Origin of the sequence: Actibacterium lipolyticum (assembly GCF_900184935.1) — a bacterium.
GTDB classification, from domain to species: domain Bacteria; phylum Pseudomonadota; class Alphaproteobacteria; order Rhodobacterales; family Rhodobacteraceae; genus Actibacterium_A; species Actibacterium_A lipolyticum.
Genome location: NZ_FXYE01000002.1, coordinates 1484724 through 1507993, shown reverse-complemented (window position 1 = coordinate 1507993; position 23270 = coordinate 1484724). Strand labels below are relative to the sequence as shown.

The 23270-nt window shown below is 58.2% G+C and carries 26 protein-coding genes; 16 read left to right on the top strand and 10 right to left on the bottom strand.

What is annotated here, in order from left to right; genetic code table 11:
* Window positions 1–8: 8 nt before the first annotated feature.
* The 3 genes from COL8621_RS15980 to COL8621_RS15970 all read left to right on the top strand — a co-directional run bounded on the left by COL8621_RS15980 (window position 9) and on the right by COL8621_RS15970 (window position 2261).
* Window positions 9–1265, top strand: coding sequence for a PQQ-dependent sugar dehydrogenase (locus tag COL8621_RS15980; RefSeq protein ID WP_093968273.1), 1257 nt, complete (start codon window positions 9–11; stop codon window positions 1263–1265).
* A complete protein-coding gene (locus tag COL8621_RS15975) occupies window positions 1265–1828 on the top strand; it encodes a c-type cytochrome (protein ID WP_093968272.1) in 564 nt (187 codons plus the stop codon). The genes COL8621_RS15980 and COL8621_RS15975 overlap by 1 nt, the downstream gene beginning before the upstream one ends.
* A 73-nt stretch (window positions 1829–1901) precedes the next feature.
* On the top strand, window positions 1902–2261 hold the full coding sequence (locus tag COL8621_RS15970) for a DUF1294 domain-containing protein (RefSeq protein ID WP_207652090.1): 360 nt from the start codon (window positions 1902–1904) through the stop codon (window positions 2259–2261).
* Window positions 2262–2329: 68 nt separating this feature from the next.
* Here the strand turns inward: COL8621_RS15970 and COL8621_RS15965 are convergent, their stop codons facing one another.
* The gene (locus tag COL8621_RS15965) at window positions 2330–3196 is read right to left on the bottom strand and encodes a branched-chain amino acid aminotransferase (protein ID WP_093968271.1); all 867 of its coding nucleotides are present in this window, start codon (window positions 3194–3196) and stop codon (window positions 2330–2332) included.
* A gap of 248 nt (window positions 3197–3444) precedes the next feature.
* Between COL8621_RS15965 and COL8621_RS15960 the strand changes: the two genes are divergently transcribed.
* Genes COL8621_RS15960 through dxs form a run of 6 tightly spaced genes read left to right on the top strand, consistent with a single transcriptional unit; the run spans window position 3445 to window position 8695 of the window.
* On the top strand, window positions 3445–3957 hold the full coding sequence (locus tag COL8621_RS15960) for a MarR family winged helix-turn-helix transcriptional regulator (RefSeq protein WP_093968270.1): 513 nt from the start codon (window positions 3445–3447) through the stop codon (window positions 3955–3957).
* Window positions 3954–4658: a response regulator gene (locus COL8621_RS15955; protein WP_093968269.1), complete on the top strand. Its 705-nt coding sequence runs from the start codon at window positions 3954–3956 to the stop codon at window positions 4656–4658. The genes COL8621_RS15960 and COL8621_RS15955 overlap by 4 nt, the downstream gene beginning before the upstream one ends.
* Window positions 4659–4696: 38 nt before the next feature.
* Window positions 4697–5632, top strand: coding sequence for a histone deacetylase family protein (locus tag COL8621_RS15950; protein WP_093968268.1), 936 nt, complete (start codon window positions 4697–4699; stop codon window positions 5630–5632).
* Window positions 5629–5871, top strand: coding sequence for an exodeoxyribonuclease VII small subunit (locus tag COL8621_RS15945; protein ID WP_093968267.1), 243 nt, complete (start codon window positions 5629–5631; stop codon window positions 5869–5871). Before COL8621_RS15950 ends, COL8621_RS15945 begins: the two co-directional genes overlap by 4 nt.
* Entirely contained in the window at window positions 5872–6741 is an 870-nt protein-coding gene (locus COL8621_RS15940) for a polyprenyl synthetase family protein (protein ID WP_093968266.1), read from the top strand.
* Between the two features lie 22 nt (window positions 6742–6763).
* Window positions 6764–8695 carry a 1-deoxy-D-xylulose-5-phosphate synthase gene (dxs, locus tag COL8621_RS15935; protein WP_093968265.1) on the top strand — a complete coding sequence of 644 codons (1932 nt, stop codon included), beginning with the start codon at window positions 6764–6766 and terminating at the stop codon, window positions 8693–8695.
* On the opposite strand, the gene COL8621_RS15930 is transcribed toward dxs, so the two are convergent.
* Complete coding sequence (locus COL8621_RS15930) at window positions 8688–9272, bottom strand: exopolysaccharide biosynthesis protein (protein ID WP_093968264.1); 585 nt, start codon at window positions 9270–9272, stop codon at window positions 8688–8690. The two genes, dxs and COL8621_RS15930, sit on opposite strands and share 8 nt — an antisense overlap.
* Window positions 9273–9317: 45 nt before the next feature.
* Window positions 9318–10175 carry an SDR family oxidoreductase gene (locus COL8621_RS15925; RefSeq protein WP_093968263.1) on the bottom strand — a complete coding sequence of 286 codons (858 nt, stop codon included), beginning with the start codon at window positions 10173–10175 and terminating at the stop codon, window positions 9318–9320.
* 137 nt (window positions 10176–10312) lie between these two features.
* On the opposite strand from COL8621_RS15925, the gene COL8621_RS15920 reads away from it, so the two are divergent.
* The 5 genes from COL8621_RS15920 (at window position 10313) to COL8621_RS15900 (ending at window position 14384) form a co-directional block, all read left to right on the top strand.
* Window positions 10313–11797 carry an AMP nucleosidase gene (locus COL8621_RS15920; protein ID WP_093968262.1) on the top strand — a complete coding sequence of 495 codons (1485 nt, stop codon included), beginning with the start codon at window positions 10313–10315 and terminating at the stop codon, window positions 11795–11797.
* Between the two features lie 132 nt (window positions 11798–11929).
* A complete protein-coding gene (locus COL8621_RS15915; RefSeq protein WP_093968261.1) occupies window positions 11930–12217 on the top strand; it encodes an HU family DNA-binding protein in 288 nt (95 codons plus the stop codon).
* A 78-nt stretch (window positions 12218–12295) separates the two neighbouring features.
* A complete protein-coding gene (locus COL8621_RS15910; RefSeq protein WP_093968260.1) occupies window positions 12296–13177 on the top strand; it encodes a DMT family transporter in 882 nt (293 codons plus the stop codon).
* A 69-nt stretch (window positions 13178–13246) separates the two neighbouring features.
* Window positions 13247–13960 carry a cytochrome c biogenesis CcdA family protein gene (locus COL8621_RS15905; protein ID WP_093968259.1) on the top strand — a complete coding sequence of 238 codons (714 nt, stop codon included), beginning with the start codon at window positions 13247–13249 and terminating at the stop codon, window positions 13958–13960.
* A gap of 10 nt (window positions 13961–13970) precedes the next feature.
* Window positions 13971–14384 (top strand): thioredoxin family protein, encoded by a 414-nt coding sequence (locus COL8621_RS15900; RefSeq protein WP_093968258.1) that lies wholly within the window; start codon window positions 13971–13973, stop codon window positions 14382–14384.
* Here COL8621_RS15900 and aroC read toward each other — a convergent pair whose 3' ends face one another.
* The 5 genes from aroC to trhO all read right to left on the bottom strand — a co-directional run bounded on the left by aroC (window position 14385) and on the right by trhO (window position 19514).
* Window positions 14385–15485, bottom strand: coding sequence for a chorismate synthase (gene aroC / locus COL8621_RS15895; protein ID WP_093968257.1), 1101 nt, complete (start codon window positions 15483–15485; stop codon window positions 14385–14387).
* Window positions 15486–15594: 109 nt separating this feature from the next.
* On the bottom strand, window positions 15595–16035 hold the full coding sequence (locus COL8621_RS15890) for a c-type cytochrome (protein ID WP_093968256.1): 441 nt from the start codon (window positions 16033–16035) through the stop codon (window positions 15595–15597).
* Window positions 16036–16172: 137 nt separating this feature from the next.
* Window positions 16173–17897, bottom strand: coding sequence for a SulP family inorganic anion transporter (locus tag COL8621_RS15885; RefSeq protein ID WP_235823908.1), 1725 nt, complete (start codon window positions 17895–17897; stop codon window positions 16173–16175).
* Between the two features lie 283 nt (window positions 17898–18180).
* A complete protein-coding gene (locus COL8621_RS15880; protein ID WP_093968254.1) occupies window positions 18181–18396 on the bottom strand; it encodes a DUF1127 domain-containing protein in 216 nt (71 codons plus the stop codon).
* Window positions 18397–18596: 200 nt separating this feature from the next.
* The gene (gene trhO / locus COL8621_RS15875) at window positions 18597–19514 is read right to left on the bottom strand and encodes an oxygen-dependent tRNA uridine(34) hydroxylase TrhO (protein WP_093968253.1); all 918 of its coding nucleotides are present in this window, start codon (window positions 19512–19514) and stop codon (window positions 18597–18599) included.
* Window positions 19515–19617: 103 nt separating this feature from the next.
* Between trhO and pncA the strand changes: the two genes are divergently transcribed.
* Window positions 19618–20223 (top strand): bifunctional nicotinamidase/pyrazinamidase, encoded by a 606-nt coding sequence (pncA, locus tag COL8621_RS15870; RefSeq protein ID WP_093968252.1) that lies wholly within the window; start codon window positions 19618–19620, stop codon window positions 20221–20223.
* 63 nt (window positions 20224–20286) lie between these two features.
* Window positions 20287–21579 carry a nicotinate phosphoribosyltransferase gene (gene pncB / locus COL8621_RS15865; protein WP_093968251.1) on the top strand — a complete coding sequence of 431 codons (1293 nt, stop codon included), beginning with the start codon at window positions 20287–20289 and terminating at the stop codon, window positions 21577–21579.
* Here pncB and COL8621_RS15860 read toward each other — a convergent pair.
* On the bottom strand, window positions 21576–22556 hold the full coding sequence (locus tag COL8621_RS15860) for an MrcB family domain-containing protein (RefSeq protein WP_093968250.1): 981 nt from the start codon (window positions 22554–22556) through the stop codon (window positions 21576–21578). The genes pncB and COL8621_RS15860 overlap by 4 nt on opposite strands.
* A 54-nt stretch (window positions 22557–22610) precedes the next feature.
* On the bottom strand, window positions 22611–23030 hold the full coding sequence (arfB, locus tag COL8621_RS15855) for an alternative ribosome rescue aminoacyl-tRNA hydrolase ArfB (protein ID WP_093968249.1): 420 nt from the start codon (window positions 23028–23030) through the stop codon (window positions 22611–22613).
* Window positions 23031–23270 lie beyond the last annotated feature (240 nt).

Sequence of the window (23270 nt, the reverse complement as noted above, 5' to 3'; positions counted from 1 at the left end):
AGGAACCAATGAAAAGTACGTTTTTGTGCGCCGCGGTTTTGGCTGCGTTTACGGGTCCAGTATTCGCGCAGTCAGCCGAAGTCCCCGATAATCTTGAGAAACTTTCGAATTTCCAATCGACCGGCGTGACCGAGTTCACGTTCGTTGAACAAGGGGGCGATTACGCCGCCGGGATTGAAAAAACGCTGGCGGGAATCACTTTGCCGCCTGGTTTTAAAATCGGGCTTTACGCAATCGTGCCCGACGCGCGGCACATGGCCGTGGGGCCCCAAGGCATCGTAACCTTTGTTGGCACGCGGAAAGATAAGGTCTGGTCGGTCACTGACCGTAACAAAGACCGCGTCGCGGACGAGGTGAAGGATTTCGCGCCCTCGCTGCAATTCTCTATCCCGAACGGGCCGTGCTTTTCCAAGGACGGGTTCCTTTACATCGCCGAACAGAACCGCGTGCTTTTGTTCCCAGCGGCCGAATTCTTTTACGAAAGCCCGGACGTGGCGGCGTTTAACCTTGTGGCCAAGGGCGACCTAATTCCGGTGGAAGAGGAAAGCTTTAACCACACCGCGCGGGTCTGCAAAATCGGGCCGGACGGCAAGATCTATATCTCGCTTGGGCAGCCGTTCAACGTGGCCCCGGCGGAAAAGCTGGACCTTTACAATCAGGTCGGCATCGGTGGGATCATCCGCATGAACACCGACGGCAGCGGGCGCGAGGTTTATACCTATGGCGTGCGCAACTCTGTCGGCCACGACTTCCACCCCGAAACCGGAGAGCTGTGGTGGACCGACAATCAGGTCGATGGCATGGGCGACGATATTCCGCCGGGTGAAATCAACCGCCAAACGGAAATGGGCCAGCATTTCGGCCATCCGTGGTTTGGCGGCGGTTCGGTACGCACCAACGAATATAAGGGCGAAGACGTGCCGGTCGATGTTGTGATGCCTGCCGTTGAAACCGTGGCACATGCGGCTGACCTTGGCATGTCGTTCTATTCCGGGAACATGTTCCCGGCGAAGTATAAGAACGCCATCTTTTCGGCTCAGCACGGGTCATGGAACCGCACAACGCCGGTTGGCGCGCGGGTCATGGTGACCTTCATTGACGGCGAAGGAAACGCCACGACAGAGCCGTTTGCCGAAGGCTGGATCGACGAAAACGGCGAATACCTGGGCCGCCCTGTCGATGTCGTGTCTCTGCGCGATGGGTCGATCCTTGTGTCGGATGACCTTGCCGGTGCGCTTTATCGCATCTGGTACGAAGGCAACTGATGCGTTGCGTTGTTCTTGCTCTCGGCGGGCTGATGCTTGCCGGGGGTGCCCTTGCGCAGGACGTGGATGCCGGGCGCAAGGTCGCTGGGATGTGCCGCACGTGTCACGGGCTGGACGGCTACGCCAAAATCCCCATCGCACCCCATATCGGAGGTGAACCGGCGGCCTATCTTTCCGCGCAGCTTCACGCGTTCAAAACCGGCGCGCGCGTGCACGAAATGATGACCGTCGTGGCCAGCGGCCTGTCCGATCAACAGATCGCAGATGTGTCGGCATGGTATGCAAGCCACACCGCCGTGGCGACCATCACGGCCAACCCCGACGACGCGCCCGAACTGTGCGTGGGATGCCATGGGGCTGACGGTATCGCCGTCGCCGAAGATGCGCCAAATCTGGCCGGGGAAACCAACATCTATATCGACACACAGCTAAAGGCGTTCCGAAACGGCAAACGCGTGCATGAGGTGATGTCAGACATCGCCGCCGACCTGACCGACGTTGAAATCCGCGCGATGGCCGATTGGTACGCCGCAGTCGGGTTGAAGATTACCGCAACGGACTGACTGTGTCTGGGCAACGACGCGCATAAATGGTTTAGCTGCTGCAACATGTTCAGTGTGTCAGTGGAGTGTCGTCGTGCCCGAAACGTTGGAGCCGTTTGCATGGCTTGTTATCGTTCTACCGTACTTGTTTTGTGTGAACCTGATTACCTATCTCCTTTTCGCATGGGATAAGCATCGGGCGGCTAACGGTGGCTGGCGCATACGCGAATCCACGTTGCTGATCTGGTCATTCGTTGGTGGAAGCCCGTCGGCCAAGCTGGCGCAAAAAGTTCTTCGCCACAAAACCCGGAAACAGCCGTTCCGGACAGTGTTGAATTTGATCGTGCTGGGGCAGGTGGTTGCGCTGATGTCACTGTTCCACCCGCAAATCCGTTCAACGGTGGGCGCTGGGCTGAACGGCCTTGCTCAGTTCGCGGTTCGTTATCTCGGCTAACGCGGTTCTTAACGAAAAGAGCACGCCCAAGGCGTGCTCTTCTTAATCTTGATCTGCGTGGCTGAAACTTATTCCCGAACCAGCTTTTCATATGCTTCGGCGATGTCGCGTGTCAGGGCGCCCACTTCGAAGTTATAGTCACCAATCTGGCCCACGGGGGTCACTTCGGCGGCGGTGCCGGTTAGCCAGCACTGTTCGAACCCTTCCAGCTCTTCGGGCATGATGTGGCGTTCGTGCACCTTGATGCCGCGGTCTTTCAGCATGCCGATAACCGTCTGGCGGGTGATGCCGTTCAAGAAGCAATCGGGGTCAGGCGTGTGCACTTCGCCGTCTTTGACGAAGAAGATGTTCGCGCCGGTCGCTTCGGCCACATAGCCGCGATAGTCAAACATCATCGCGTCGGAACAGCCCTTCGCCTCGGCCGCGTGCTTGGACATGGTGCAGATCATGTAAAGACCGGCGGCCTTGGCGTGCGATGGAATGGTTTCGGGCGACGGGCGTTTCCATTTGGAAATGTCCAGCTTCGCGCCCTTCATCTTGGCGTCGCCGTAATAGGCTCCCCATTCCCACGCCGCGATCGCCATGCGAACCGGGTTGCGCGCCGATGCGACACCCATATCTTCGCCAGCACCGCGCCATGCGATTGCGCGCACATAAGCGTCCGACAGGCCCGAGGTTTTCAGAACCTCTTCTTTCGCGGCTTCGATCTGATCAATCGAATACGGAATTTCGAAGTCGATCATGTTGGCAGAGCGTTTCAGCCGCTCTGAATGTTCGCGGCTTTTGAAGATTTTGCCGTTATAGGCCCGTTCGCCTTCGAACACCGAAGAAGCGTAGTGAAGCGCATGCGTCAGGATGTGAACATTGGCGTCCCGCCACGGCACAAGCTTACCGTCCACCCAGATATGTCCGTCACGATCATCGTAACCAGCCATTGTTCGATCCTTTCTTAATGCGCGGGCAATCGCCCAGTTTTGCAAAAATTGCGCTGCTTAAGTCCGTTTCGGACATAATGTTGCGCTGAATTGTAGGATCGCTATCAATTGATTCCGATAAAGTCAACAAGACTGACATATAATTGGCCAAGGCGCTAAAAAAGCGGGCAGCGTGAATATTCCTTGGATCGTCAGCAAGGCTGACATAAAATCCAGAAAACGTTGTGAAAAACCCGGAGGGACACGCGATGGCAGAAGGTGGGCATCAGGGCACACCGGGCAGCGAAGGCCTGTTGTTCCTGACGGACGAGCAATTGCGAAAAGGGATCGAGGCGATGTTTTTCGCCTATCGCGGCTTCACCGCAGACCCTGATCGAATCCTAGAACAGCACGGATATGGCCGCGCGCATCACCGCGCCATTCACTTCATTCACCGCTCTCCTGGGACGACGGTGAACAATCTGCTGTCGATCCTTGGGGTCACCAAACAGTCACTAAACCGGGTCCTTCGGACCCTAATTGACGATGGGTTGGTCGAAAGCCGTGTGGGTAAACGCGACAAGCGGGAACGCCACCTGTTTCTAACCGAAACCGGCGATGCGCTGGAACGTGAGCTTTCGGATGCGCAGCGCGAAAGAATGCGCGCGGCGTTTCGGTCCGTTGGCCCGGACGCTGTCGTTGGGTTCCGCCAAGTGCTAGAGGCCATGATGGACCCAGAAATGCGCCGCCATTTCCAAACGCTGAAGGATAGTGGGCAATGAATGCAGACGCCGAAGCCCACCTGTTGATCGTCGATGACGATGAACGTATTCGCGGCTTGTTGCAGAAATTCTTGGTGCGGCACGGCTTTCTTGTCAGTGCTGCGCGCGACGCGGCCCATGCGCGCCGTTTGTTGGGCGGGCTGGCGTTCGACCTGTTGGTGCTGGACGTGATGATGCCGGGCGAAGACGGGATCTCACTTACCAAAAGTCTGCGCGAAGAGATCTCGACGCCAATTCTTTTGCTGACCGCGCGAGGCGAAACCAGTGATCGGATTCAAGGGCTAGAAGCGGGGGCCGATGACTACCTTGCCAAACCGTTTGAGCCGAAAGAGCTGCTGTTGCGTATCAACGCCATTCTGCGCCGGGTGCCACAGCTAAAGCCGGAAAATGTTGGGCCAAAGGTACTGCACCTTGGCCCTGTGCGTTACGACATTGACCGCGGTGAAATGTGGCGCGGCGAAGATTTGGTGCGCCTGACGGCCACGGAAAGTCAGCTGATGCGCATCTTTTCGGCCACCCCTGGTGAGGCTGTGACCCGTACCAAGCTGGTCGAAGATTTGGGGCGTGACAAAGGACAGGCGCAGGAACGTGCCGTTGATGTTCAAATCACCCGCCTGCGCCGCAAGATAGAGACTGACCCGAAACAGCCCAGATATCTGCAAACCGTTCGGGGCGCGGGGTATATGCTGGCGCCGGATTAACCGTTCGCAGGTTCATTTCCATCTGAAAGGGCTTTCATATGACGACAGCCATTCTGACCCACCCTGATTGCCTTAACCACGTCACCCCGGCGGGCCATCCCGAACGCGTTGCGCGGCTGGAAGCGGTTCTAACACGCCTGAAAGCGCCCGAATTTGACGTGCTGCAGCGGGTCGAAGCGCCGTTGGCCGAAGAGGCTCAGGTATTGCGCTGTCACCCGCAGGCCTATCTGGAAAAGGTCAAATCCGCGCTTCCGGCCAGTGGCTCAACCGCGTTGGACGCCGACACCCATCTTTCACCCGGTTCGCTTAACGCTGCGCTACGTGGGGTGGGGGCGAACCTTAAGGCCGTTGATATGGTTCTTGGCGGCGAGGTTGCGAATGCATTCGCAGCTGTGCGCCCGCCCGGTCACCATGCCGAAACGCAGACGGCGATGGGGTTCTGCCTGTTCGGAAACGTCTCTATTGCTGCCAAATACGCGTTGGATCATCACGGGCTGTCGCGCGTGGCGATCATGGATTTTGACGTACACCACGGTAACGGCACCCAAGATTTGCTGTGGGAGGAGGAGCGGATTCTTTTCGCCTCTACCCATCAGATGCCGCTGTATCCCGGCACGGGCGCGGCGCATGAAACCGGGGCGCATGGCAATGTGCTGAACGTTCCGTTGCCGCCCATGTCCGGCGGTCGCAGGTTCCGCGAGGAAATGGAGGGGCAGGTTCTGCCCGCGCTGGATGCGTTCAAGCCGGAACTGGTTCTGATTTCGGCCGGATTCGATGCGCATTTCGCTGATCCGTTGGCGCAACTGCAATGGCACGAGGATGACTTTGCATGGGCCACGCACCGCTTGTGCGACATCGCGGATGCGCATGCAGGGGGCAAGGTGGTCTCGACACTTGAAGGCGGATATGATCTGGATGCGCTCGCCGCAAGTGTGGCGGCGCATCTTACAGTGCTGATGGAGCGTGGAGCATGACCGATAAACCAGTGGGCGAGATGAGCTTCGAAGAGGCAATGGCCGAACTGGAGCGTGTGGTGAACCAACTTGAACGCGGCGACGTGCCGTTGGAAGATTCGATCAAGCTGTACGAACGCGGTGCCGCGCTGAAAAAGCGCTGCGAAGAAAAGCTGAAAGAGGCCGAAGAAAAGGTCGCCGCGATCACGCTTGATACGGATGGCAACCCCACCGGCACCACGCCCGTCGAAGGCCTTTGAATGTTTCAGACCCGGCTTGAGGAAACCGCCGCGCAAGTTGCGGCGCACTTGACCCATGTTCTTGACGGCTACCCCGCACATCCGGTGACGGATGCGATGCGCTATGCCGTTCAGGGGGGCAAGCGGCTGCGCGCGTTTCTGGTGATGGAAAGCGCGGCGTTGCACGGCGTTGATCCGCAACAGGCGATGCAAGCGGCGGCGGCGGTTGAGGCGCTTCATGCCTATTCGCTGGTGCATGATGACCTGCCTTGCATGGACGATGACGATCTGCGCCGCGGCCTTCCCACCGTTCACGTGAAATGGGACGAGGCGACCGGCGTTCTGGTCGGTGATGCGTTGCAAACCCTCGCGTTTGAGCTTTTGGCGGCGGAACAGACCCACAATAACGCAGACGTGCGCGTGGCTTTGGTGGCCTCGCTTGCGCGTGCGTCTGGCGCGCATGGCATGGTTTTGGGGCAGGCGCAGGATATCGCCGCCGAAACCGCAGGCCGCCCGCTGACCTTGGAAGAAATCACCGCCCTTCAGGCCAACAAAACCGGCGCGCTGATCTGTTGGTCGGCCGAGGCCGGCGCAGTGCTGGGCCAAGCCGACCCAACCCCGCTTCGCACCTATGCAACGGCCCTTGGTTTGGCGTTTCAGATTGCCGATGACATTCTGGATGTCGAAGGCGACGCCGCGAAGGCGGGCAAGCGGTTGCAAAAAGATGCGGACGCCGGAAAGGCGACTTTCGTCTCTCTCCTTGGGCTGGATGGTGCCAAACAGCGCGCAAAAACGTTGGTTTTGGAGGCCGAGGCCGCACTTTCCCCCTATGGAGATGCTGCCGAAAACTTGCGGGAAGCCGCGCGGTTCGTTATCTCCCGCGAGAACTAAGCCGCCCTGAGGAGGGCCCGCGATGAGCGATACCCCAAACACACCCCTGTTGGACCGTGTGCATACCCCTGCTGATTTGAAGCAATTCAACGACCGCGAACTTTCGCAGGTTGCCGATGAACTGCGCGCGGAAACGATTTCGGCTGTGTCTGAAACGGGCGGGCATCTGGGCGCGGGTCTGGGTGTTGTTGAACTGACCGTGGCGCTGCATGCGGTGTTCGATACCCCGAAGGACCGGTTGATCTGGGACGTGTCGCACCAATGCTATCCTCACAAAATCCTGACCGGGCGGCGTGACCGTATCCGCACCCTGCGTCAAAAGGATGGGCTTAGCGGTTTCACCAAACGCAGCGAAAGCCCGTATGACCCATTCGGGGCCGCGCACAGCTCTACCTCTATCTCTGCCGCGCTGGGCTTTGCCGTGGCGCGCGATCTGGGCGGCGCGCCCGAGCATGGGATCGGTGATGCGATTGCCGTGATCGGCGATGGCTCGATGAGCGCGGGCATGGCGTTCGAGGCGTTGAATAACGCGGGTCATCTGAAAAAGCGGATGATCGTTATCCTGAACGATAACGAAATGTCGATCGCCCCGCCGGTTGGCGCGATGTCATCCTATCTGTCGCGCCTTTACGCCGGTGCGCCATTTCAGGAACTGAAAGCCGCCGCCAAGGGCGCGGTCAGCCTGCTGCCTCCGCCGTTCCAAGAAGGCGCGCGCCGGGCCAAGGACATGCTGAAACACATGACCGTCGGCGGCACTTTGTTCGAAGAGCTGGGCTTTTCCTATCTAGGCCCCATCGACGGGCACGACATGGATCAGCTTTTGGCCGTTCTGCGTACCGTCAAGGACCGCGCGACCGGGCCGATCCTGATTCACGCGATCACCAAAAAGGGCAAAGGGTACCGCCCCGCCGAACAGGCCATCGATAAGGGCCACGCGACGGCCAAGTTCGACGTTGTGACCGGTAAGCAGACAAAGGCGCCGTCCAACGCGCCCAGCTATACCAAGGTCTTCGCCGACGCCCTGCTGCAAGAGGCAGCTGGCGATGACAAGATCGTCGCCGTCACGGCCGCAATGCCCGATGGCACCGGCCTGAACCTGTTCGCCGAACGTTATCCCAGCCGGTGCTTTGACGTTGGTATCGCCGAACAGCACGGCGTGACCTTCTGCGCGGGTTTGGCCGCGGGCGGGATGAAGCCGTTCTGCGCGATGTATTCCACCTTCCTTCAACGTGGGTACGATCAGGTTGTGCATGATGTGGCGATCCAACGCCTTCCCGTGCGCTTCGCGATTGACCGCGCTGGGCTGGTGGGTGCCGATGGCGCGACCCACGCGGGCAGTTTTGACATTGCCTATCTGGCGAACCTTCCCGGTTTCGTCGTTATGGCCGCCGCGGACGAGGCAGAGCTGAAGCACATGGTCGCCACCGCCGTTGCCCATGACGAAGGGCCCATCGCGTTCCGTTTCCCACGCGGCGAAGGCGTGGGTGTCGAAATGCCCGAAAAGGGCGAACCGCTGGAAATCGGCAAGGGCCGGATGATTCAGGACGGGGCAGGGGTTGCCATCCTTTCCTTCGGCACGCGCCTGCAAGAGGTTCAGCAAGCCTGCGAAAACCTAGCGGCCAAGGGCATCACCCCCACAATCGCCGATGCGCGTTTCGCCAAGCCGCTGGACCGTGACATGATCCTGAAACTGGCCGCCGACCACGACGCGCTGATCACGATCGAAGAGGGCGCTGTTGGTGGGTTCGGCTCTCATGTTGCGCAATTGCTGGCGGATGAGGGCGTGTTTGATAACGGGCTAAAGTTCCGTTCGATGGTGCTTCCCGATATCTTTATCGATCAGGCCAGCCCGGCCGATATGTATGCCGTTGCCGGGATGAATGCCGACGATATCGAAGCCAAGGTTCTGGAAGTTCTGGGCGTTGCCCAGTTGCCTGATCGCAAGCTTAAATAAACAGCGATCCAAGCGATATGCCCAGCCCGATAAAGGCGTAACCGGCGATTATGAACATGCCGTCATGGGTCAACAGGCCAATGGCAAACAACGTAATCGCCGTGGCACTTACGGTGGCCAGCATGGGCAACACCTCTAGCAACGGCATGGTCAGCGTTAGGGCAAGGCAGGTCAGCAGCGCGATATAGCTAAGCGGGCGAACCGTCAGATACGTCAAACGACGGTGAACATGGCGGTCCACCCAAGTTGCGGGTTTGCGCAGCCAGTTCACCGCGCTTTCAACACGTTTGGCCGGTAAAGAACGGCGTGCCAGAAATTCAGGGATCCAAAGGTGTTTGCGCCCCATGATCGCCTGAACCAAGATCAGGCCAATCACCAACGCGCCAAACGTCGGCATTCCCAAGATCGATGAAACGGGCGACACCAATATCATCGCCGGAACCAGCAAAAGCGGCGCGAACGACCGTTCGCCCATCTTTTCGACGATATCGCGCACCGTCACCCGGTCTCCGTTGCGGGCGTGGCAAAGCGAATCCAACACCTCGTTAATTGTGCTCGGTTCTGCCCCTTCGGCCATTTGCTGTCCGTTCGTTGCCGTTTCCGCATAAAGATGGGGTATCGGTCAGCTTGGGTCCAGCCCCTCGGCGGAAAGAAGCGCAGCAAGCCCGTGCCGGTATGTGGGGTATTTCAGCGTGACCCCCAGTTCATCCTTGATGCGATCATTCCTGACCTTCTTTGACTCGGCATAAAAGCTGCGCGCCATTGGGGTCATCTCGGCCTGTTCGAACGGGATGGCGGGGGGAACGGGCAGGCCCAAAAGCTGTGCGGCGTGTTCGATCACGTCTTGGGGCGGGGCCGGGTCGTCATCGCACACATTATAGGCAGCGCCGGGGTTTGGCTTGGCGATAGAGGCCGCCACGATCTGCGCGATGTCTTCCACATGGGTTCGTGAAAACACCTGCCCCTCTTTGATGATGCGGCGTGCCTTTCCGGCGCGCACCTTGGCAAACGGTCCACGACCGGGGCCATAAATGCCCGCCAAACGGAAAATATGAAGCGGCAGGCCCAGCTTTTCCCACGCGGCCTCGGCCTTGACCCGCGCAAGGCCACGCTTTGTGGATGGGGACAGGGGCGTTTCTTCGTCTACCCAATCGCCGCCATGATCGCCGTAAACGCCGGTGGTCGACAGGTAACCGACCCATTTCAGATGGTCGGCTTTGGCCAGTTCTGGGCCAAGTTCGGCAATGATAGGGTCGCCTTCGTCATTCGGCGCGATCGACATCAAAACATGGGATGCCTTCGCCAAGGCCTCGGTCAGGTCACTACCGGGCCAAATCAGCGCCTCTATCCCTTGCTTGTTCAGCTGGGCGGCTTTTTCGGCGTTTCGTGTGGTTGCGATGATGCGCCAATCGTCCGGCAAGAGCCGCGCCAGCGCCTGAGCAGAATACCCATGCCCAAGGGATAGAAGAGTGTTGTTCATGCGCGGATCATCTGGCCTTAGCCAATTGTATGCAAGGGCGGGCTTGATCCCTTTGGCCAAGTCGTGACATTTGGGAAGGAACGGTGCCGCCGTCTTCTAATATTTAGGCATATTTTTCCTGTTCAGGGTGTCCGCGCATGACAGTATCCGACCAAAACCTGCCGATCGAAACGCCCACCCCGGTAGAGCTGCAAAGCTTTATGGACCCAACCGCAGCGGTGGCACGCCTAAGACAGCTGTTCGACGAGGCGACGGATTTCTTGCGTGCAAGGTTTCAGGAAACGCTGGCCGGCCAACCCCGCCGGGCGCGGTACCGTGCGTATTATCCTGAAATCCGGCTGGTCACGACCAGCTTCGCTAAGGTGGATAGCCGCCTAAGCTTTGGCCATGTGTCCGACCCCGGCACCTATACCACGACCGTTACGCGCCCCGACCTGTTCGAAAACTATCTGGAACAACAAATCGGGCTGCTGATTGAAAACCACGGCGTCCCCGTGACCATCGGCCTGTCGCACACGCCCATGCCCGTGCATTTCGCCGTGGCCGGGGACGACACGATCACCGTTCCGCAGGACGGGGTGCTGGATTTCCCGTTGCGCGACGTGTTCGATGTGCCGGATCTTTCGACCACGAATGACGACATCGTTAACGGCTATGGGTTCAAATACACCGACGGCTCTGCGCCGCTTGCGCCGTTTACCGCACAGCGTGTGGATTATTCCCTTGCGCGCCTGTCGCACTACACCGCGACCCGGGCTGAACACTTTCAGAACCACGTTCTGTTCACCAACTATCAGTTCTATGTCGAAGAGTTCGAACTTTACGCCCGCAACGCGCTGCGTGATCCCAACAGCGGCTACACCAGCCTTGTTGGCCCCGGTAACATAGAGATCACCGACCCCGACGCGCCGCTTCCCGCGCCGGCGAAGCTGCCGCAGATGCCGACCTATCACCTAAAGCGTGACGATAATGCCGGGATCACTTTGGTGAACATCGGCGTCGGCCCGTCGAACGCCAAAACCGCAACCGATCACATCGCTGTTTTGCGCCCCCACGCGTGGCTGATGGTTGGCCACTGCGCTGGCCTTCGCAACAGTCAAAGCCTTGGTGATTTCGTGCTGGCCCACGCCTATCTGCGCGAAGATCACGTGCTTGACGATGACCTTCCCGTTTGGGTGCCAATCCCGGCCCTGGCCGAGATTCAGATCGCCCTTGAAGACGCGGTTGAGCAGGTGACAGAACTGGAAGGGTACGACCTGAAGCGGATCATGCGTACCGGCACCGTCGCGACCATCGATAACCGCAACTGGGAACTGCGCGATCAGTCCGGCCCGGTTCAGCGGCTTTCACAGTCCCGCGCCATCGCTCTGGATATGGAAAGCGCGACAATTGCCGCGAACGGCTATCGTTTCCGCGTTCCTTACGGCACGCTTTTGTGCGTTTCCGACAAGCCGTTGCATGGCGAACTAAAGCTGCCCGGCATGGCGTCTGACTTTTACAAAACGCAGGTCACGCGGCATCTTTTGATCGGAATCCGCGCGATGGAAAAACTGCGTGAAATGCCGCTGGAACGCATCCATTCACGCAAATTGCGCAGTTTTGAGGAAACAGCATTCCTTTGACTCTGCGTAAACAGGCACAAAATGCAGGAAATATGCATGTTTGCTTACACAAATCGTTGTGTCTGACCCCAATATTCCGTTAAATTACTGAAATCGCCCCGATATGAGAGGGCATGAACGAGGAGACCATACATGGCAAAACCGATGACGAAGACGCAGCTGGTTGCCGCTCTCGCAGATGAAATGGGTGCGGACAAAAAAGCCGCATCGGCTGCGCTGGACGCGATCACTGGTGTGATCACCAAAGAAGTTGCAGACGGCGGCGCAGTAACACTGCCAGGCGTTGGCAAAATCTATTGCCGCGAGCGCCCAGAGCGTATGGTGCGCAACCCTGCCACCGGCGAGCAGATCAAAAAAGAAGCCGACAAGGTCGTGAAAATGACCATCGCCAAAGCGCTGAAAGACAGCGTAAACGGCTAATCCAACGGGGCCTTGCCCATGTTGTGAAATACACTAGGGTCGCCTTTTGGCGGCCCTATTCGTTTTTCAGGAGACATCATGGATTTTCGCGCCATCGCTATGGGCTTGGCATTTGCCTTGATGTGGTCCTCGGCCTTTACCTCTGCCCGGATGATTGTCGCTGACGCGCCGCCATTAACAGCCCTTGCAATACGGTTTCTGATTTCTGGCGTTATTGGCATCGCGATTGCGTTTGCGCTTGGTCAAACCTGGCGTCTGACGCGGGCGCAATGGCGCGCAACTTTCGTCTTTGGCCTTTGCCAGAACGCGCTGTATCTGGGCCTGAACTTTGTCGCGATGCAAACGATCGAGGCCTCCTTGGCCGCCATCGTCGCATCGTCGATGCCCCTGCTTGTCGGGGCCATTGGTTGGGCGGTTTACGGCGAAAGGTTGCCAACGCTTGGCATTGTGGGGCTGATCGCCGGGTTCGTGGGTGTTGCCGTTATTATGGCCAGCCGGATCAGCGGCGGCGTTGACCTATATGGCCTGGTTCTGTGCCTTGTTGGCGCGCTTGCGCTGGCGGTGGCGACCTTGTCCGTTCGCGGTGCGGCGTCGGGCGGCAACGTTTTGATGATCGTTGGTTTGCAAATGCTGGTTGGCAGCGCGGTTTTGGCTGTCGCCGCCCTGTTCCTTGAAACGTGGCAGGTCAATTGGACCCCTCGGTTGCTGTGGGCGTTTGCCTATACCACGATTGTGCCCGGCCTTTTGGCGACCTTCACTTGGTTCATGCTTGTTGGGCGCATCGGCGCGGTGCGGGCGGCGACGTTCCACTTTCTGAACCCGTTCCTTGGGGTGGCCATCGCCGCCGTCCTTCTGGACGAAGCCTTGGGCCTAAGCGATATCATCGGCGTTTTGGTCATCGCGCTTGGCATTTTGGCGGTCCAACTGTCCAAGCAGCAGGAAAATGTTTCCAAACCCTGACGCGCATGTGAAACCGCGTTAGGGCAATGTTGGGTGACAGGGGCGCAATCTTAGCGCACCTTCCCAGCCATGGAATTTTTGCTTGGATATGGCGCGGGCCTTCTGACGTTGATCAACCCCTGCGTATTGCCGATCTTGCCGATCGTACTGGCCACCGCGTTGCAGGCCAGCCGTTATGGCCCGATGGCCGTCGCCGCAGGGATGAGCCTGTCATTCGTCGTTCTGGGCATGGGCGTCACCGTTCTGGGTCGCAGCCTTGGCATCACCGAAGAAACCATCGCTGACGCGGGGGCCGTTCTGATGATCGGCTTTGGGCTGGTCCTGCTGGTTCCGCGCTTTTCCGAAGGCTTTGCCACGGCAACGGCCGGGTTTTCCGCCCGCGCAGACACCGGAATGGATGGGCTGGACCGGTCCGGCCTGAACGGGCAGTTCCTTGGCGGTATGCTTCTTGGCGCAGTCTGGAGCCCCTGTATCGGCCCCACGCTGGGCGGCGCCATTTCACTGGCCAGTCAGGGCGAAAGCCTGTTCCGCGCGGGCGGTATCATGGTGGCCTTCGCGCTTGGCGTGTCGTCGGTCATTCTTGCGCTGGGTTATGGCGCGCGATCCGTGATCCAAAAGCGTCAGGCGTGGATGCGCGGCATCGCTGCGCGGGCCAAGCCGGTTATGGGCATCGTTTTCGTCGCTGTTGGCGCAGGCATCCTGTTCCGCGTTCACCACATGTTAGAGTTTTGGGCCGTGCAGAACCTGCCGCCCTGGCTAATCGATCTTTCCGTTGCAATTTAAGGAGTTTCCGATGAATCGCCGTGACTTTTTCCTTCTCACCGCCGCTGTTTCCACCGTCGCCCCGTTGGGCGTGTGGGCCGCTGCGATGGATTACACCCCCGGCCTAGTCGAAAAAGAGCTGGCCGCCGGCAAAACCGTCTTCCTTGATTTCAAGGCAAGCTGGTGCAGCACATGCGCCGCGCAGGAACGTGTTATCAATGCGCTTAAGGCTGAAAACCCCGCGTATGAGCAGGCGATCAGCTTTATCAACGTCGATTGGGATGCCTACAGCAAAGATGCGCTAACCACTGGCCTGAACATCCCGCGCCGCTCTACGCTTGTGGTGCTGAAGGGCGACGCAGAACTGGGCCGCATCGTTGCGGGCACCGGCAAGGACGAGATTAAGGCGCTGATGGATGTCGCCCTTGGTGCGGCGACCGCCTGATCAGCCGATTTTACCGCGGTTTTCACCAACTTGGCCACGATGCAGCAGCACGTGGTCAAGCACCACACAGGCCATCATCGCTTCGCCCACGGGAACCGCGCGAATACCGACACAGGGGTCATGACGGCCCTTGGTCACAATCTCTGTCTCTTCGCCGGATTTGGTGATCGTCTTGCGCGTGGTCAGGATCGAAGAGGTCGGCTTAACCGCAAAACGCACGACAACATCCTGCCCCGTGGAAATACCGCCCAAAATACCGCCCGCGTGGTTGGACGAATATTCAGGCCCGTTCGGCCCCATCGAAATCTCGTCCGCATTCTCAACGCCGGTCAGTTCAGCCGAGGCCATGCCATCGCCAATCTCAACGCCTTTCACAGCGTTGATAGACATCATCGCGGCGGCCAAATCAGTGTCTAACTTGCCGTAAACCGGTGCGCCGATCCCTGCGGGAACGCCTTGGGCGATCACCTCGATCACGGCACCAACGGAATTGCCGGATTTGCGAAGCTCATCCAGATAGGCGGCCCATTCATCAGCAGCCGTGGCATCAGGCGTCCAGAACGGGTTCTGTTCGATCTGGTCCATATCCACCCGCGCACGGTCAATTTTATGTGGCCCGACCTGAGTCATATAGCCGGTGATCGCGATGCCGGGCACAAGCGCGTTCAGCGCCGCGCGGGCAATCCCACCGGCCGCAACACGCGCCGCAGTTTCACGGGCAGAGGACCGCCCGCCGCCGCGATAGTCACGAATCCCGTATTTCTGCCAATAGGTGATATCGGCATGACCGGGGCGGAATTTTTCAACGATATCGCCGTAATCTTTTGAACGCTGATCGGTGTTTTCGATCATCAACTGGATCGGCGTGCCAGTTGTCTGCCCTTCGAACACACCAGACAGGATCTTTACCTGATCGGGTTCGCGGCGTTGGGTGGTGAACTTGTTCTGGCCCGGTTTACGCTTGTCCAGCCAGTGCTGCAGCATCGCCTCGTCCACCGGTACGCCGGGGGGGCAGCCATCAACCGTGGCGCCAAGGGCGGGCCCGTGGCTTTCGCCCCATGTCGTGACGCGGAACAGGTGGCCGAATGTGTTGATGCTCATACGCTGGGCTCCTTCTTGGGGCGGGAATATCCGCAGGGGCGGCTTGGGGCAAGCCCACGCAAAAGGCCGCCGGGATTATCCGACGGCCTTTTACTAAGTTTCGCGGGGATTATTCTGCCGAAAGGCTGGCAAGATAAGCGTACAGGTTTTCCGCATCGCCTTCTTTGCGCACCTTGAAGGACATGTTGGAACGCGCCTTGGAATCGCCGCTTGCCTCTTTCATGTACCCGCCGGGGTCTTTCACGAAGGCAACAAAGCTCTCTTCGGTCCAAACAAGGCCAGCTTCGCCAGCGGCAACCATGGACTTAGAGTATTTGAACCCTTCTTGCGCACCAGCAGCACGGCCAGCGATGCCATACAGGTTCGGGCCGGTCTTGGCCTTTTTACCGGCAAGCGTGTCGCCCGCTTCGTTCACAACGACGTGGCACGCCACGCATTGACGGAATGCTTTTTCACCGGCTGCGGCGTCACCTGTGGCGCCGTGGCTGTCAGCAAAAACCGGTGCAGCGGCCAACAGGCCCGCGGCAACAATTCCTAGTTTGAGTTTCATAACTCTCTCCCTTTTACGGTTCGGCAGTCTGGGCAAACAATATGTCGCCAGCGCCGCCGGTCAAACGATTCACCAATACTTATGGCCTAATCCGAAGGTATCGCGACAACGTGCCGCCGTTTCAATGCGACGTTCGTTCAAGCCGAAAGCTCTTTCACCGCGCCGAACTGCGAAAGGAACACCTTCCCCGTCAGATCATGCAGAAAATGAGAGCGCCCCAGCCGGTCCATCACAGGGCCTTTCACCTCGGATAGGTGCAGGGTGATTCCCATGTCCTGAAGGCGGTGGTTGATTGCCTCTAACGATTCCAGCGCGGATGTGTCGATGTCATTCACGGCCGAACACATCAGGATAACGTGTTTCAGATCGCAATCGCCCACAACGCGGTCGTAAAGGTAATCCTCCAAGAAACGCGCGTTGGCGAAATACAGGTTCTCATCCACGCGGATCGTCAGGATGGCCGGATTGGTTTCGACCTTGTGCCGTTCGATGTTTCGGAAATGCTCGGTTCCGGGCACCAGACCCACTTCGGCGATATGCGGGCGCGAGGTGCGGTAAAGGAACAAAAAGATCGACAGCAGAACCCCCGCCGAAACCCCGGTTTCAACACCAAAGCCCAGCGTCAGCAGAATCGTCGCGGCAACGGCGGCGAAATCGGCCTTTGAATAGTTCCACGTGGTTTTCAGGATCGAAAAGTCGACCAGCGATAGCACAGCAACGATGATCGTCGCGGCCAAGGTCGCCTTGGGCAGGAAGAACAACAGCGGCGTCAGCGCCAGCGCGGCCAGCGCAATTCCGATCGCGGTAAACGCACCAGCAGCCGGCGTTTCAGCACCCGCATCAAAGTTCACAACCGACCGCGCAAAGCCGCCCGTAACCGGATACCCACCGCTGACAGAGGCCGCGATGTTTGATGCGCCAAGGCCAATCAGCTCCTGATCTGGCACGATCCGCTGGCGCTTTTTCGCGGCAAGCGTTTGCGCAACGGACACGGATTCAACAAAGCCGATGATCGAAATCAACACGGCAGAGCCGAACAGGCTGGTCCAGACATCGGCGTCGAATTTTGGCACGGTCAGCGGCGGCAACCCCTGCGGAACCGACCCAACGATGGCGACGCCGTGGTTTTGCAGGCCGAACATCCATGTCACCAGCGTGGTCACAACAACCGCGCCAACCGGGCCAGCCTTGGCCAAAATCTCTGCCATGCGCGGCTTTAGCCCGGCGTTCAGCAGCATCGGCTTCAACCCTTTGCGCACCCAAAACAGAAACGCCGTAGAGGTGACGCCGATGATCAGCGTCCAGATGCTGATCTCGTTCAGATGGGTAAAGATGGAATGCACCAGCTCGGCCAGATTGTGGCCCGAGGCGTTGATGCCAAGAATATGCTTTAACTGGCTGGTCGCGATGATGATGCCCGAAGCCGTGATAAAGCCCGCAATCACCGGGTGGCTAAGGAAATTCGCCAAGAACCCCAGCCGGAAAAACCCCATAATCAGCAGGATTAGTCCCGAAAGAAACGCCAGTGTGATCGCCGCCGCCGCGTATTCAGCGGTGCCTTGCAGGGCCAGATTGCCCACAGCCGCCGCCGTCATCAGCGAAACCACCGCCACCGGCCCCACGGCCAAGGCGCGCGAGGTTCCGAAAATCGCATAGGCCACAAGCGGTAGGATGGAGGCGTAAAGCCCCATTTCGGCGGGAAGGCCCGCCAACAGGGCATAGGCCAGCGATTGCGGAATCAGCATGATCGTCACAATCACAGCCGCCACCATGTCATTGGTCAGCGCATCGCGGTTATACGTCTTCCCCCAATCCAAGATCGGCAGGTAGCGTTCGAACGGTTTCAAAGCTGTAAATCGCACGGAAGGTTACTTTCACATTCATGATTTAATATATGAATAGTGGTCGCAGGTCGAAATTACAAGAAGCTAAGACCAGCCAAGGCGATTGCACAGGATGGGTCAAGCGGCGTGGCCCAGCGGCCACAGGGCAACTTGGTTCGAATCGCCATGGCACGCGGAATTATGTGTGGGGGTTCAGATGCTTGTGGGAAACGAGGCCCACAAAAAGAAATCGCCCGGTACGCACTAGGCGCGCCGGGCGATTTTCATAAGACGGTTGGCTGCAAGATGCGCCAACCGAATGTTAGACGAGCGCAGCTTCTTCGCGTGCGATACGTGTAATCTCACCACGGTGGATGCCGAGGTCAGCCAGATCACGATCAGTCAGCGCCGAAAGCTCGCGGAATGTTGTGTTGAAAGCAGCGCGGCGTGCGCGTGCAACACGAACAGTGTCGATAACGTTGCGGACAGCGTGTGCCAGACCGGTTTCAACGTTGCGGATATCAGAGGCTAAAGCCATTTTACCATTTCCTACTAAAGTGTCCTGCGGGACGGTCCCGCCGTTTCCTGTGACACTGAAATAGGGATTTGCTGCAATTGCACAATCCACGATCTGGAATTGCCGCCATGCAGCAATTGCATGTCATAAAAACGCCTATTTTCAACGATGGGTGCGCTAACATCAATTTGGATGCACGCGCAGCATAAGTTGCCCCAGCGTCAGTCTTTGACCTTGTGCGCACCCATGTGGCGTTCACCGCGGGCATGTGACAGCGCGATCTGGCGCTGGCGTTCGCGGAACCGTTCGCGCCGTTCGTCCGAATTTTCGGTGATGCACTGGTGGCAGCTGACACCCTCTTCGTAATCGGCGTGTTTCAGATCCTCTGGGGCCAGTGGGCGACGGCAGGCGCGGCACAGGGTGTGCGGCCCTTCGGTAAGCCCGTGGCCAACCGATACGCGTTCGTCAAAGACGAAACATTCGCCATCCCACTTGCTTTCGTCCTGCGGTACCTCTTCCAGATACTTCAGGATGCCGCCTTTCAGGTGGAACACATCTTCCACGCCCTGACCCAGCAGGAAGTTCGTGGATTTCTCACAGCGGATACCGCCGGTGCAGAACATCGCGATGCGTTTGTTGTGGAACCGGTGTTTGTTTTCATCCCACCACTGCGGAAATTCGCGGAACGATTTTGTGCCGGGGTCAATCGCGCCCTCAAACGTGCCGATCTGAACCTCGTAATCATTGCGCGTATCAATCACCGCAACGTCGGGGGCTGAAATCAGCTCGTTCCAGTCGTCTGGCGAAACATAGTGGCCGACCTTGGCCCGTGGGTCCACGTCGGGCTGGCCCATCGTCACGATCTCTTTCTTCAGGCGCACTTTCATGCGGCCAAAGGGTTCGTGGGATGCGGTGCTTTCCTTCCACTCCAGATCTGCGCAACCGGGCAGGGCGCGGATATAGGCCAGCACCGTATCGATGCCGGCGCGAGACCCGGAAATGGTGCCATTGATCCCCTCAGAGGCGATCAGAAGGGAACCTGTGGTTCCCGCCTTCTCACACACCTCTTCCAGCGGCCCACGCAGGGCGGCCGGGTCATCAAAACGGGTAAAGTGGTATAGGGCTGCAACTGTAAACATGGGCGTTCTCTTACGCCTGCGCGGGGGTTTGCCGCAAGCCCCAGCCATTGACGAAGTGACGCAACCCCCCTTACCTCTGGTATAAAGATACAGGAGGTGCCCCATGCGACCCGCCCATGACGCCCTTATCGTGATTGATGTCCAAAATGACTTTTGCCCCGGCGGCGCGTTGGCCGTTACGGGCGGCGATGACATCATTCCTCAAATCAACGCGCTTTTGACAGAATTTCAGGTGCGCGTGTTTACCCAAGACTGGCACCCGGCCAACCATTCGTCCTTTGCCAGCCAGCATTCGGGCAAAAACCCGTTTGAAATCGTCGATATGCCTTATGGCGGTCAGGTCTTGTGGCCCGACCACTGCATCCAAGGCACCCCCGGCGCGGCCTTCCATGCGGACCTGAACACAGATCCTGCCGATATGATAATCCGCAAAGGGTTCCGCCCCGCGATCGACAGCTATTCGGCGTTCTTTGAAAATGACCGCGAAACCCCAACCGGGCTTGATGGTTACCTGCGCACGCGCGGGGTGTCGGCTGTTACGCTTGTTGGTCTGGCGACAGATTTCTGCGTGCAATATTCGGCGCTGGATGCCGCGCGGCTTGGCTACAACGTGACCGTCGTGGAAAGCGCCTGCCGCGCGATTGACCTTGATGGGTCATTGGAGGACGCCCGCGAAGCGATGCTGGACGCAGGCGTCGTGCTGGATTAGCGCGATCCTTGCAAACCCGCCATCGGCTTGATTTAACCGATCCGACAAGATCGGGAGTTTCCAATGGTCGATATCGCCACCCGCGTTCATAACCACAAGTGGAAGATCGACCCGATCGTCCGCTCTTTGATCGACACCGATTTTTACAAGCTGCTGATGTGTCAGTCGGTGTTTCACAACAAACCCGACACGCAGGTCAGCTTTAGCCTGATCAACCGCACCAAAACCATCCGCCTTGCCGAACTGATCGACGAAGGCGAACTGCGCGAACAGCTTGACCACATCCGCACCCTGCGCCTGTCCCGCGGCGAAAGCACCTGGCTGCGCGGCAACACCTTTTACGGCAAGCGTCAGATGTTCAGCCCGGACTTCATGCAGTGGTTCGAAAACCTGCAACTGCCGCCCTATCACCTTGAAAAGCGTGACGGCCAGTATGAGCTGACATTCGAAGGCAACTGGCCCGAGGTGATGCTGTGGGAAATCCCCGCCCTCGCCGTGTTGATGGAGCTGCGCTCGCGCGCTGTGCTGCAACAGATGGGCAAATTCGAACTTCAGGTGCTCTATGCCCGCGCCATGACCAAGCTGTGGGAAAAGGTCGAACGCCTGCGTGGCATCGATACCCTGCGCATCGCTGATTTCGGCACCCGCCGCCGCCACTCTTTCCTGTGGCAGGACTGGTGCGTTCAGGCGATGCTGGAAGGGCTGGGCGATAAGTTCGTCGGCACCTCCAACTGCCTCATCGCCATGCGACGAGAGGTGGAGGCGATCGGCACCAACGCCCACGAACTGCCCATGGTTTATTCCGCGCTGGCCGAAACCGACGCCGAACTGGCCCAAGCGCCCTATCAGGTCCTTGCCGATTGGCAGCGCGAGCATGAAGGCAACCTGCGCATCATCCTGCCCGATACCTACGGCACCGAAGGTTTCCTAAGAAACGCCCCCGACTGGCTGACAGGTTGGACAGGCATCCGCATCGACAGCGGCGACCCGGCCGAGGGCGCCGAAACCGCCATCCGCTGGTGGAAAGAACGTGGCGAGGATCCCCGCGAAAAGCTGGTCATCTTCTCCGATGGGCTGGACGCTGACAAAATCGTCGACCTGCACAGCCGGTTCGCCGGGCGGGTCAAGGTCAGCTTCGGCTGGGGCACCCTGATGACCAACGATTTCCGAGGTCTGGTCACCGACGACGCGCTGGCGCCCTTCTCACTGGTCTGCAAAGCCGTCTCGGCCAACGGCCGCCCCACGGTGAAACTGTCCGACAACCCCAACAAAGCCATGGGCCCCGCAGACGAGATCACCCGCTACAAACGCGTGTTCGGAGTAGGGGAACAGGAACGGTTGGAGGTTGTGGTTTAGGGTGAGTAGCCAAGTGCAACATCACGCATGTATCGAAACCCAATCCTATTTTTTAGTTCTTGAAGATTGGACGGGTCGTTTTGTTTGTGGATCATCCGATGGCAATTGGGACAGAGCACAAGAAAATCGTCGGGTATCCGGTATCGTCTAGTTTCACCTTCGGCGAGTTCACGAAGTGGCTTTGAATGGTGTACATCCAATGGAGTGTTGTCTTCACGCCCAGTGAATTTGTAGTCGATTTTTGGATTTAAGCCGCAGCCCTCGCAGATCGCTTTGCGCGTTGCCAACACATCGCGTCGAACATTGTTCGATCTCTCAATGCGACGAGACAGAATGTATCTTCTCGTTTCGTCTATGTCTTGGGAGCCGGCTTCAGCAAGCATGAGATCGGTAGGAACTGTTCCACCTCGATCTACCAGAGCGCTATAGGCTGAGAGCATGTTTTTAAGATCGGCAATCAGCTCATTTTCAGAAACCTTGTTGGCTTGATATGTACGACCAAATGCATGGCCGGCCTCATAACCCAGTGGCAAAGATTCTTTTGAGCCTAGTTGAATGGGTGATGTGTCAAAACCGCTCGCGAAATCCTGGACTCTTTCGGCAATGTCTTGTGCCCGGCGTTTTAGAACATCCCGTCCCCGACTTTGCCCGAACTCCTCATAAACAGCTGTGGCTCCCTGATTCATTGAGAGCGAGTAGGATTGATCCTGCGTATTTATCAAATAGACAACGTAAAACCCCTTTGTCGCGGTTTCCGTAATTAAAGGATCAAAGAACCCAAGCCAGGGAACGCTGGCCCAGTTTCCGGCTCCGACACTTGACTTCACTTTTAGATCAAAGGGCCAAAATATGAGTTGTTTTTTCGCTTCGATCGGGAGGTCGTGGCGTACAAAGTTTCCGAATTTATTTCCTGCAAATGGCTTTGCGCGCTCAAATATGTACTGAATCGAAATTTCACTCAGCATGCTAGATAACATAAACAATTTTCCTTAGAACAATGATCCCTGTCTCTGATTTTGGCTCTGTACCTCTTACTCCTCAACCCGCCCCCTCAACGCCTTAACTTCCCCGCGGACCTTCTTCGCCTTTAACCGGCGTTTCTTTGATCCCAACGTGGGTTTCGTCGCCACCCTGCGCTTGGGCGCGACCAAGGCTTTGCTGATCAGCTCTACCAGCCGCTCTCGTGCGATGTCGCGGTTGCGGGCTTGGCTGCGGGTTTCGTCGCATTGAATGACCACCGCGCCGTCCTTCGTCCAGCGCCGACCGGCCAGACGTTTCAGCCGGTTTTTCACCGGGCCGGGCAGGTTGGGGGATCGGTCCGCCTCGAACCGCAGGTCCACGGCGGTGGACACTTTGTTCACGTTCTGCCCGCCCGGCCCCGATGCGCGGCTGAAGGCCTCTGTCAGTTCCCAGTCTTCAATCGTTATCTGATCGTTAATCCGAAGGGGCATTTTACGCTTTCAAGTCTTTAAAGAACGGGGCCTGTGAACCTGTAAGTCTTGCAAGAATTCTTGCAAACGAAAAGGGCTGCCGGAAAACGACAGCCCTTCGAGTATGTTGGGAGATGGGCCAGTTAGAGCAAAGCCCAATCAAGGATGTTCTGCCTAGGTTGTTCGTCTAGACAACGGCCTCCTCAACTGTTCGGACACCTCTCTCCAATATCACTCTAGACACTGGACCACCTCCTTTCT

Coding starts and splice junctions, on each gene's coding strand:
- COL8621_RS15980 (WP_093968273.1), top strand. CDS start 9: ATGAAAAGTACGTTTTTGTGCGCCGCGGTTTTGGCTGCGTTTACGGGT.
- COL8621_RS15975 (WP_093968272.1), top strand. CDS start 1,265: ATGCGTTGCGTTGTTCTTGCTCTCGGCGGGCTGATGCTTGCCGGGGGT.
- COL8621_RS15965 (WP_093968271.1), bottom strand. CDS start 3,196: ATGGCTGGTTACGATGATCGTGACGGACATATCTGGGTGGACGGTAAG.
- COL8621_RS15960 (WP_093968270.1), top strand. CDS start 3,445: ATGGCAGAAGGTGGGCATCAGGGCACACCGGGCAGCGAAGGCCTGTTG.
- COL8621_RS15955 (WP_093968269.1), top strand. CDS start 3,954: ATGAATGCAGACGCCGAAGCCCACCTGTTGATCGTCGATGACGATGAA.
- COL8621_RS15950 (WP_093968268.1), top strand. CDS start 4,697: ATGACGACAGCCATTCTGACCCACCCTGATTGCCTTAACCACGTCACC.
- COL8621_RS15945 (WP_093968267.1), top strand. CDS start 5,629: ATGACCGATAAACCAGTGGGCGAGATGAGCTTCGAAGAGGCAATGGCC.
- COL8621_RS15940 (WP_093968266.1), top strand. CDS start 5,872: ATGTTTCAGACCCGGCTTGAGGAAACCGCCGCGCAAGTTGCGGCGCAC.
- dxs (WP_093968265.1), top strand. CDS start 6,764: ATGAGCGATACCCCAAACACACCCCTGTTGGACCGTGTGCATACCCCT.
- COL8621_RS15930 (WP_093968264.1), bottom strand. CDS start 9,272: ATGGCCGAAGGGGCAGAACCGAGCACAATTAACGAGGTGTTGGATTCG.
- COL8621_RS15925 (WP_093968263.1), bottom strand. CDS start 10,175: ATGAACAACACTCTTCTATCCCTTGGGCATGGGTATTCTGCTCAGGCG.
- COL8621_RS15920 (WP_093968262.1), top strand. CDS start 10,313: ATGACAGTATCCGACCAAAACCTGCCGATCGAAACGCCCACCCCGGTA.
- COL8621_RS15915 (WP_093968261.1), top strand. CDS start 11,930: ATGGCAAAACCGATGACGAAGACGCAGCTGGTTGCCGCTCTCGCAGAT.
- COL8621_RS15910 (WP_093968260.1), top strand. CDS start 12,296: ATGGATTTTCGCGCCATCGCTATGGGCTTGGCATTTGCCTTGATGTGG.
- COL8621_RS15905 (WP_093968259.1), top strand. CDS start 13,247: ATGGAATTTTTGCTTGGATATGGCGCGGGCCTTCTGACGTTGATCAAC.
- COL8621_RS15900 (WP_093968258.1), top strand. CDS start 13,971: ATGAATCGCCGTGACTTTTTCCTTCTCACCGCCGCTGTTTCCACCGTC.
- aroC (WP_093968257.1), bottom strand. CDS start 15,485: ATGAGCATCAACACATTCGGCCACCTGTTCCGCGTCACGACATGGGGC.
- COL8621_RS15890 (WP_093968256.1), bottom strand. CDS start 16,035: ATGAAACTCAAACTAGGAATTGTTGCCGCGGGCCTGTTGGCCGCTGCA.
- COL8621_RS15880 (WP_093968254.1), bottom strand. CDS start 18,396: ATGGCTTTAGCCTCTGATATCCGCAACGTTGAAACCGGTCTGGCACAC.
- trhO (WP_093968253.1), bottom strand. CDS start 19,514: ATGTTTACAGTTGCAGCCCTATACCACTTTACCCGTTTTGATGACCCG.
- pncA (WP_093968252.1), top strand. CDS start 19,618: ATGCGACCCGCCCATGACGCCCTTATCGTGATTGATGTCCAAAATGAC.
- pncB (WP_093968251.1), top strand. CDS start 20,287: ATGGTCGATATCGCCACCCGCGTTCATAACCACAAGTGGAAGATCGAC.
- COL8621_RS15860 (WP_093968250.1), bottom strand. CDS start 22,556: ATGTTATCTAGCATGCTGAGTGAAATTTCGATTCAGTACATATTTGAG.
- arfB (WP_093968249.1), bottom strand. CDS start 23,030: ATGCCCCTTCGGATTAACGATCAGATAACGATTGAAGACTGGGAACTG.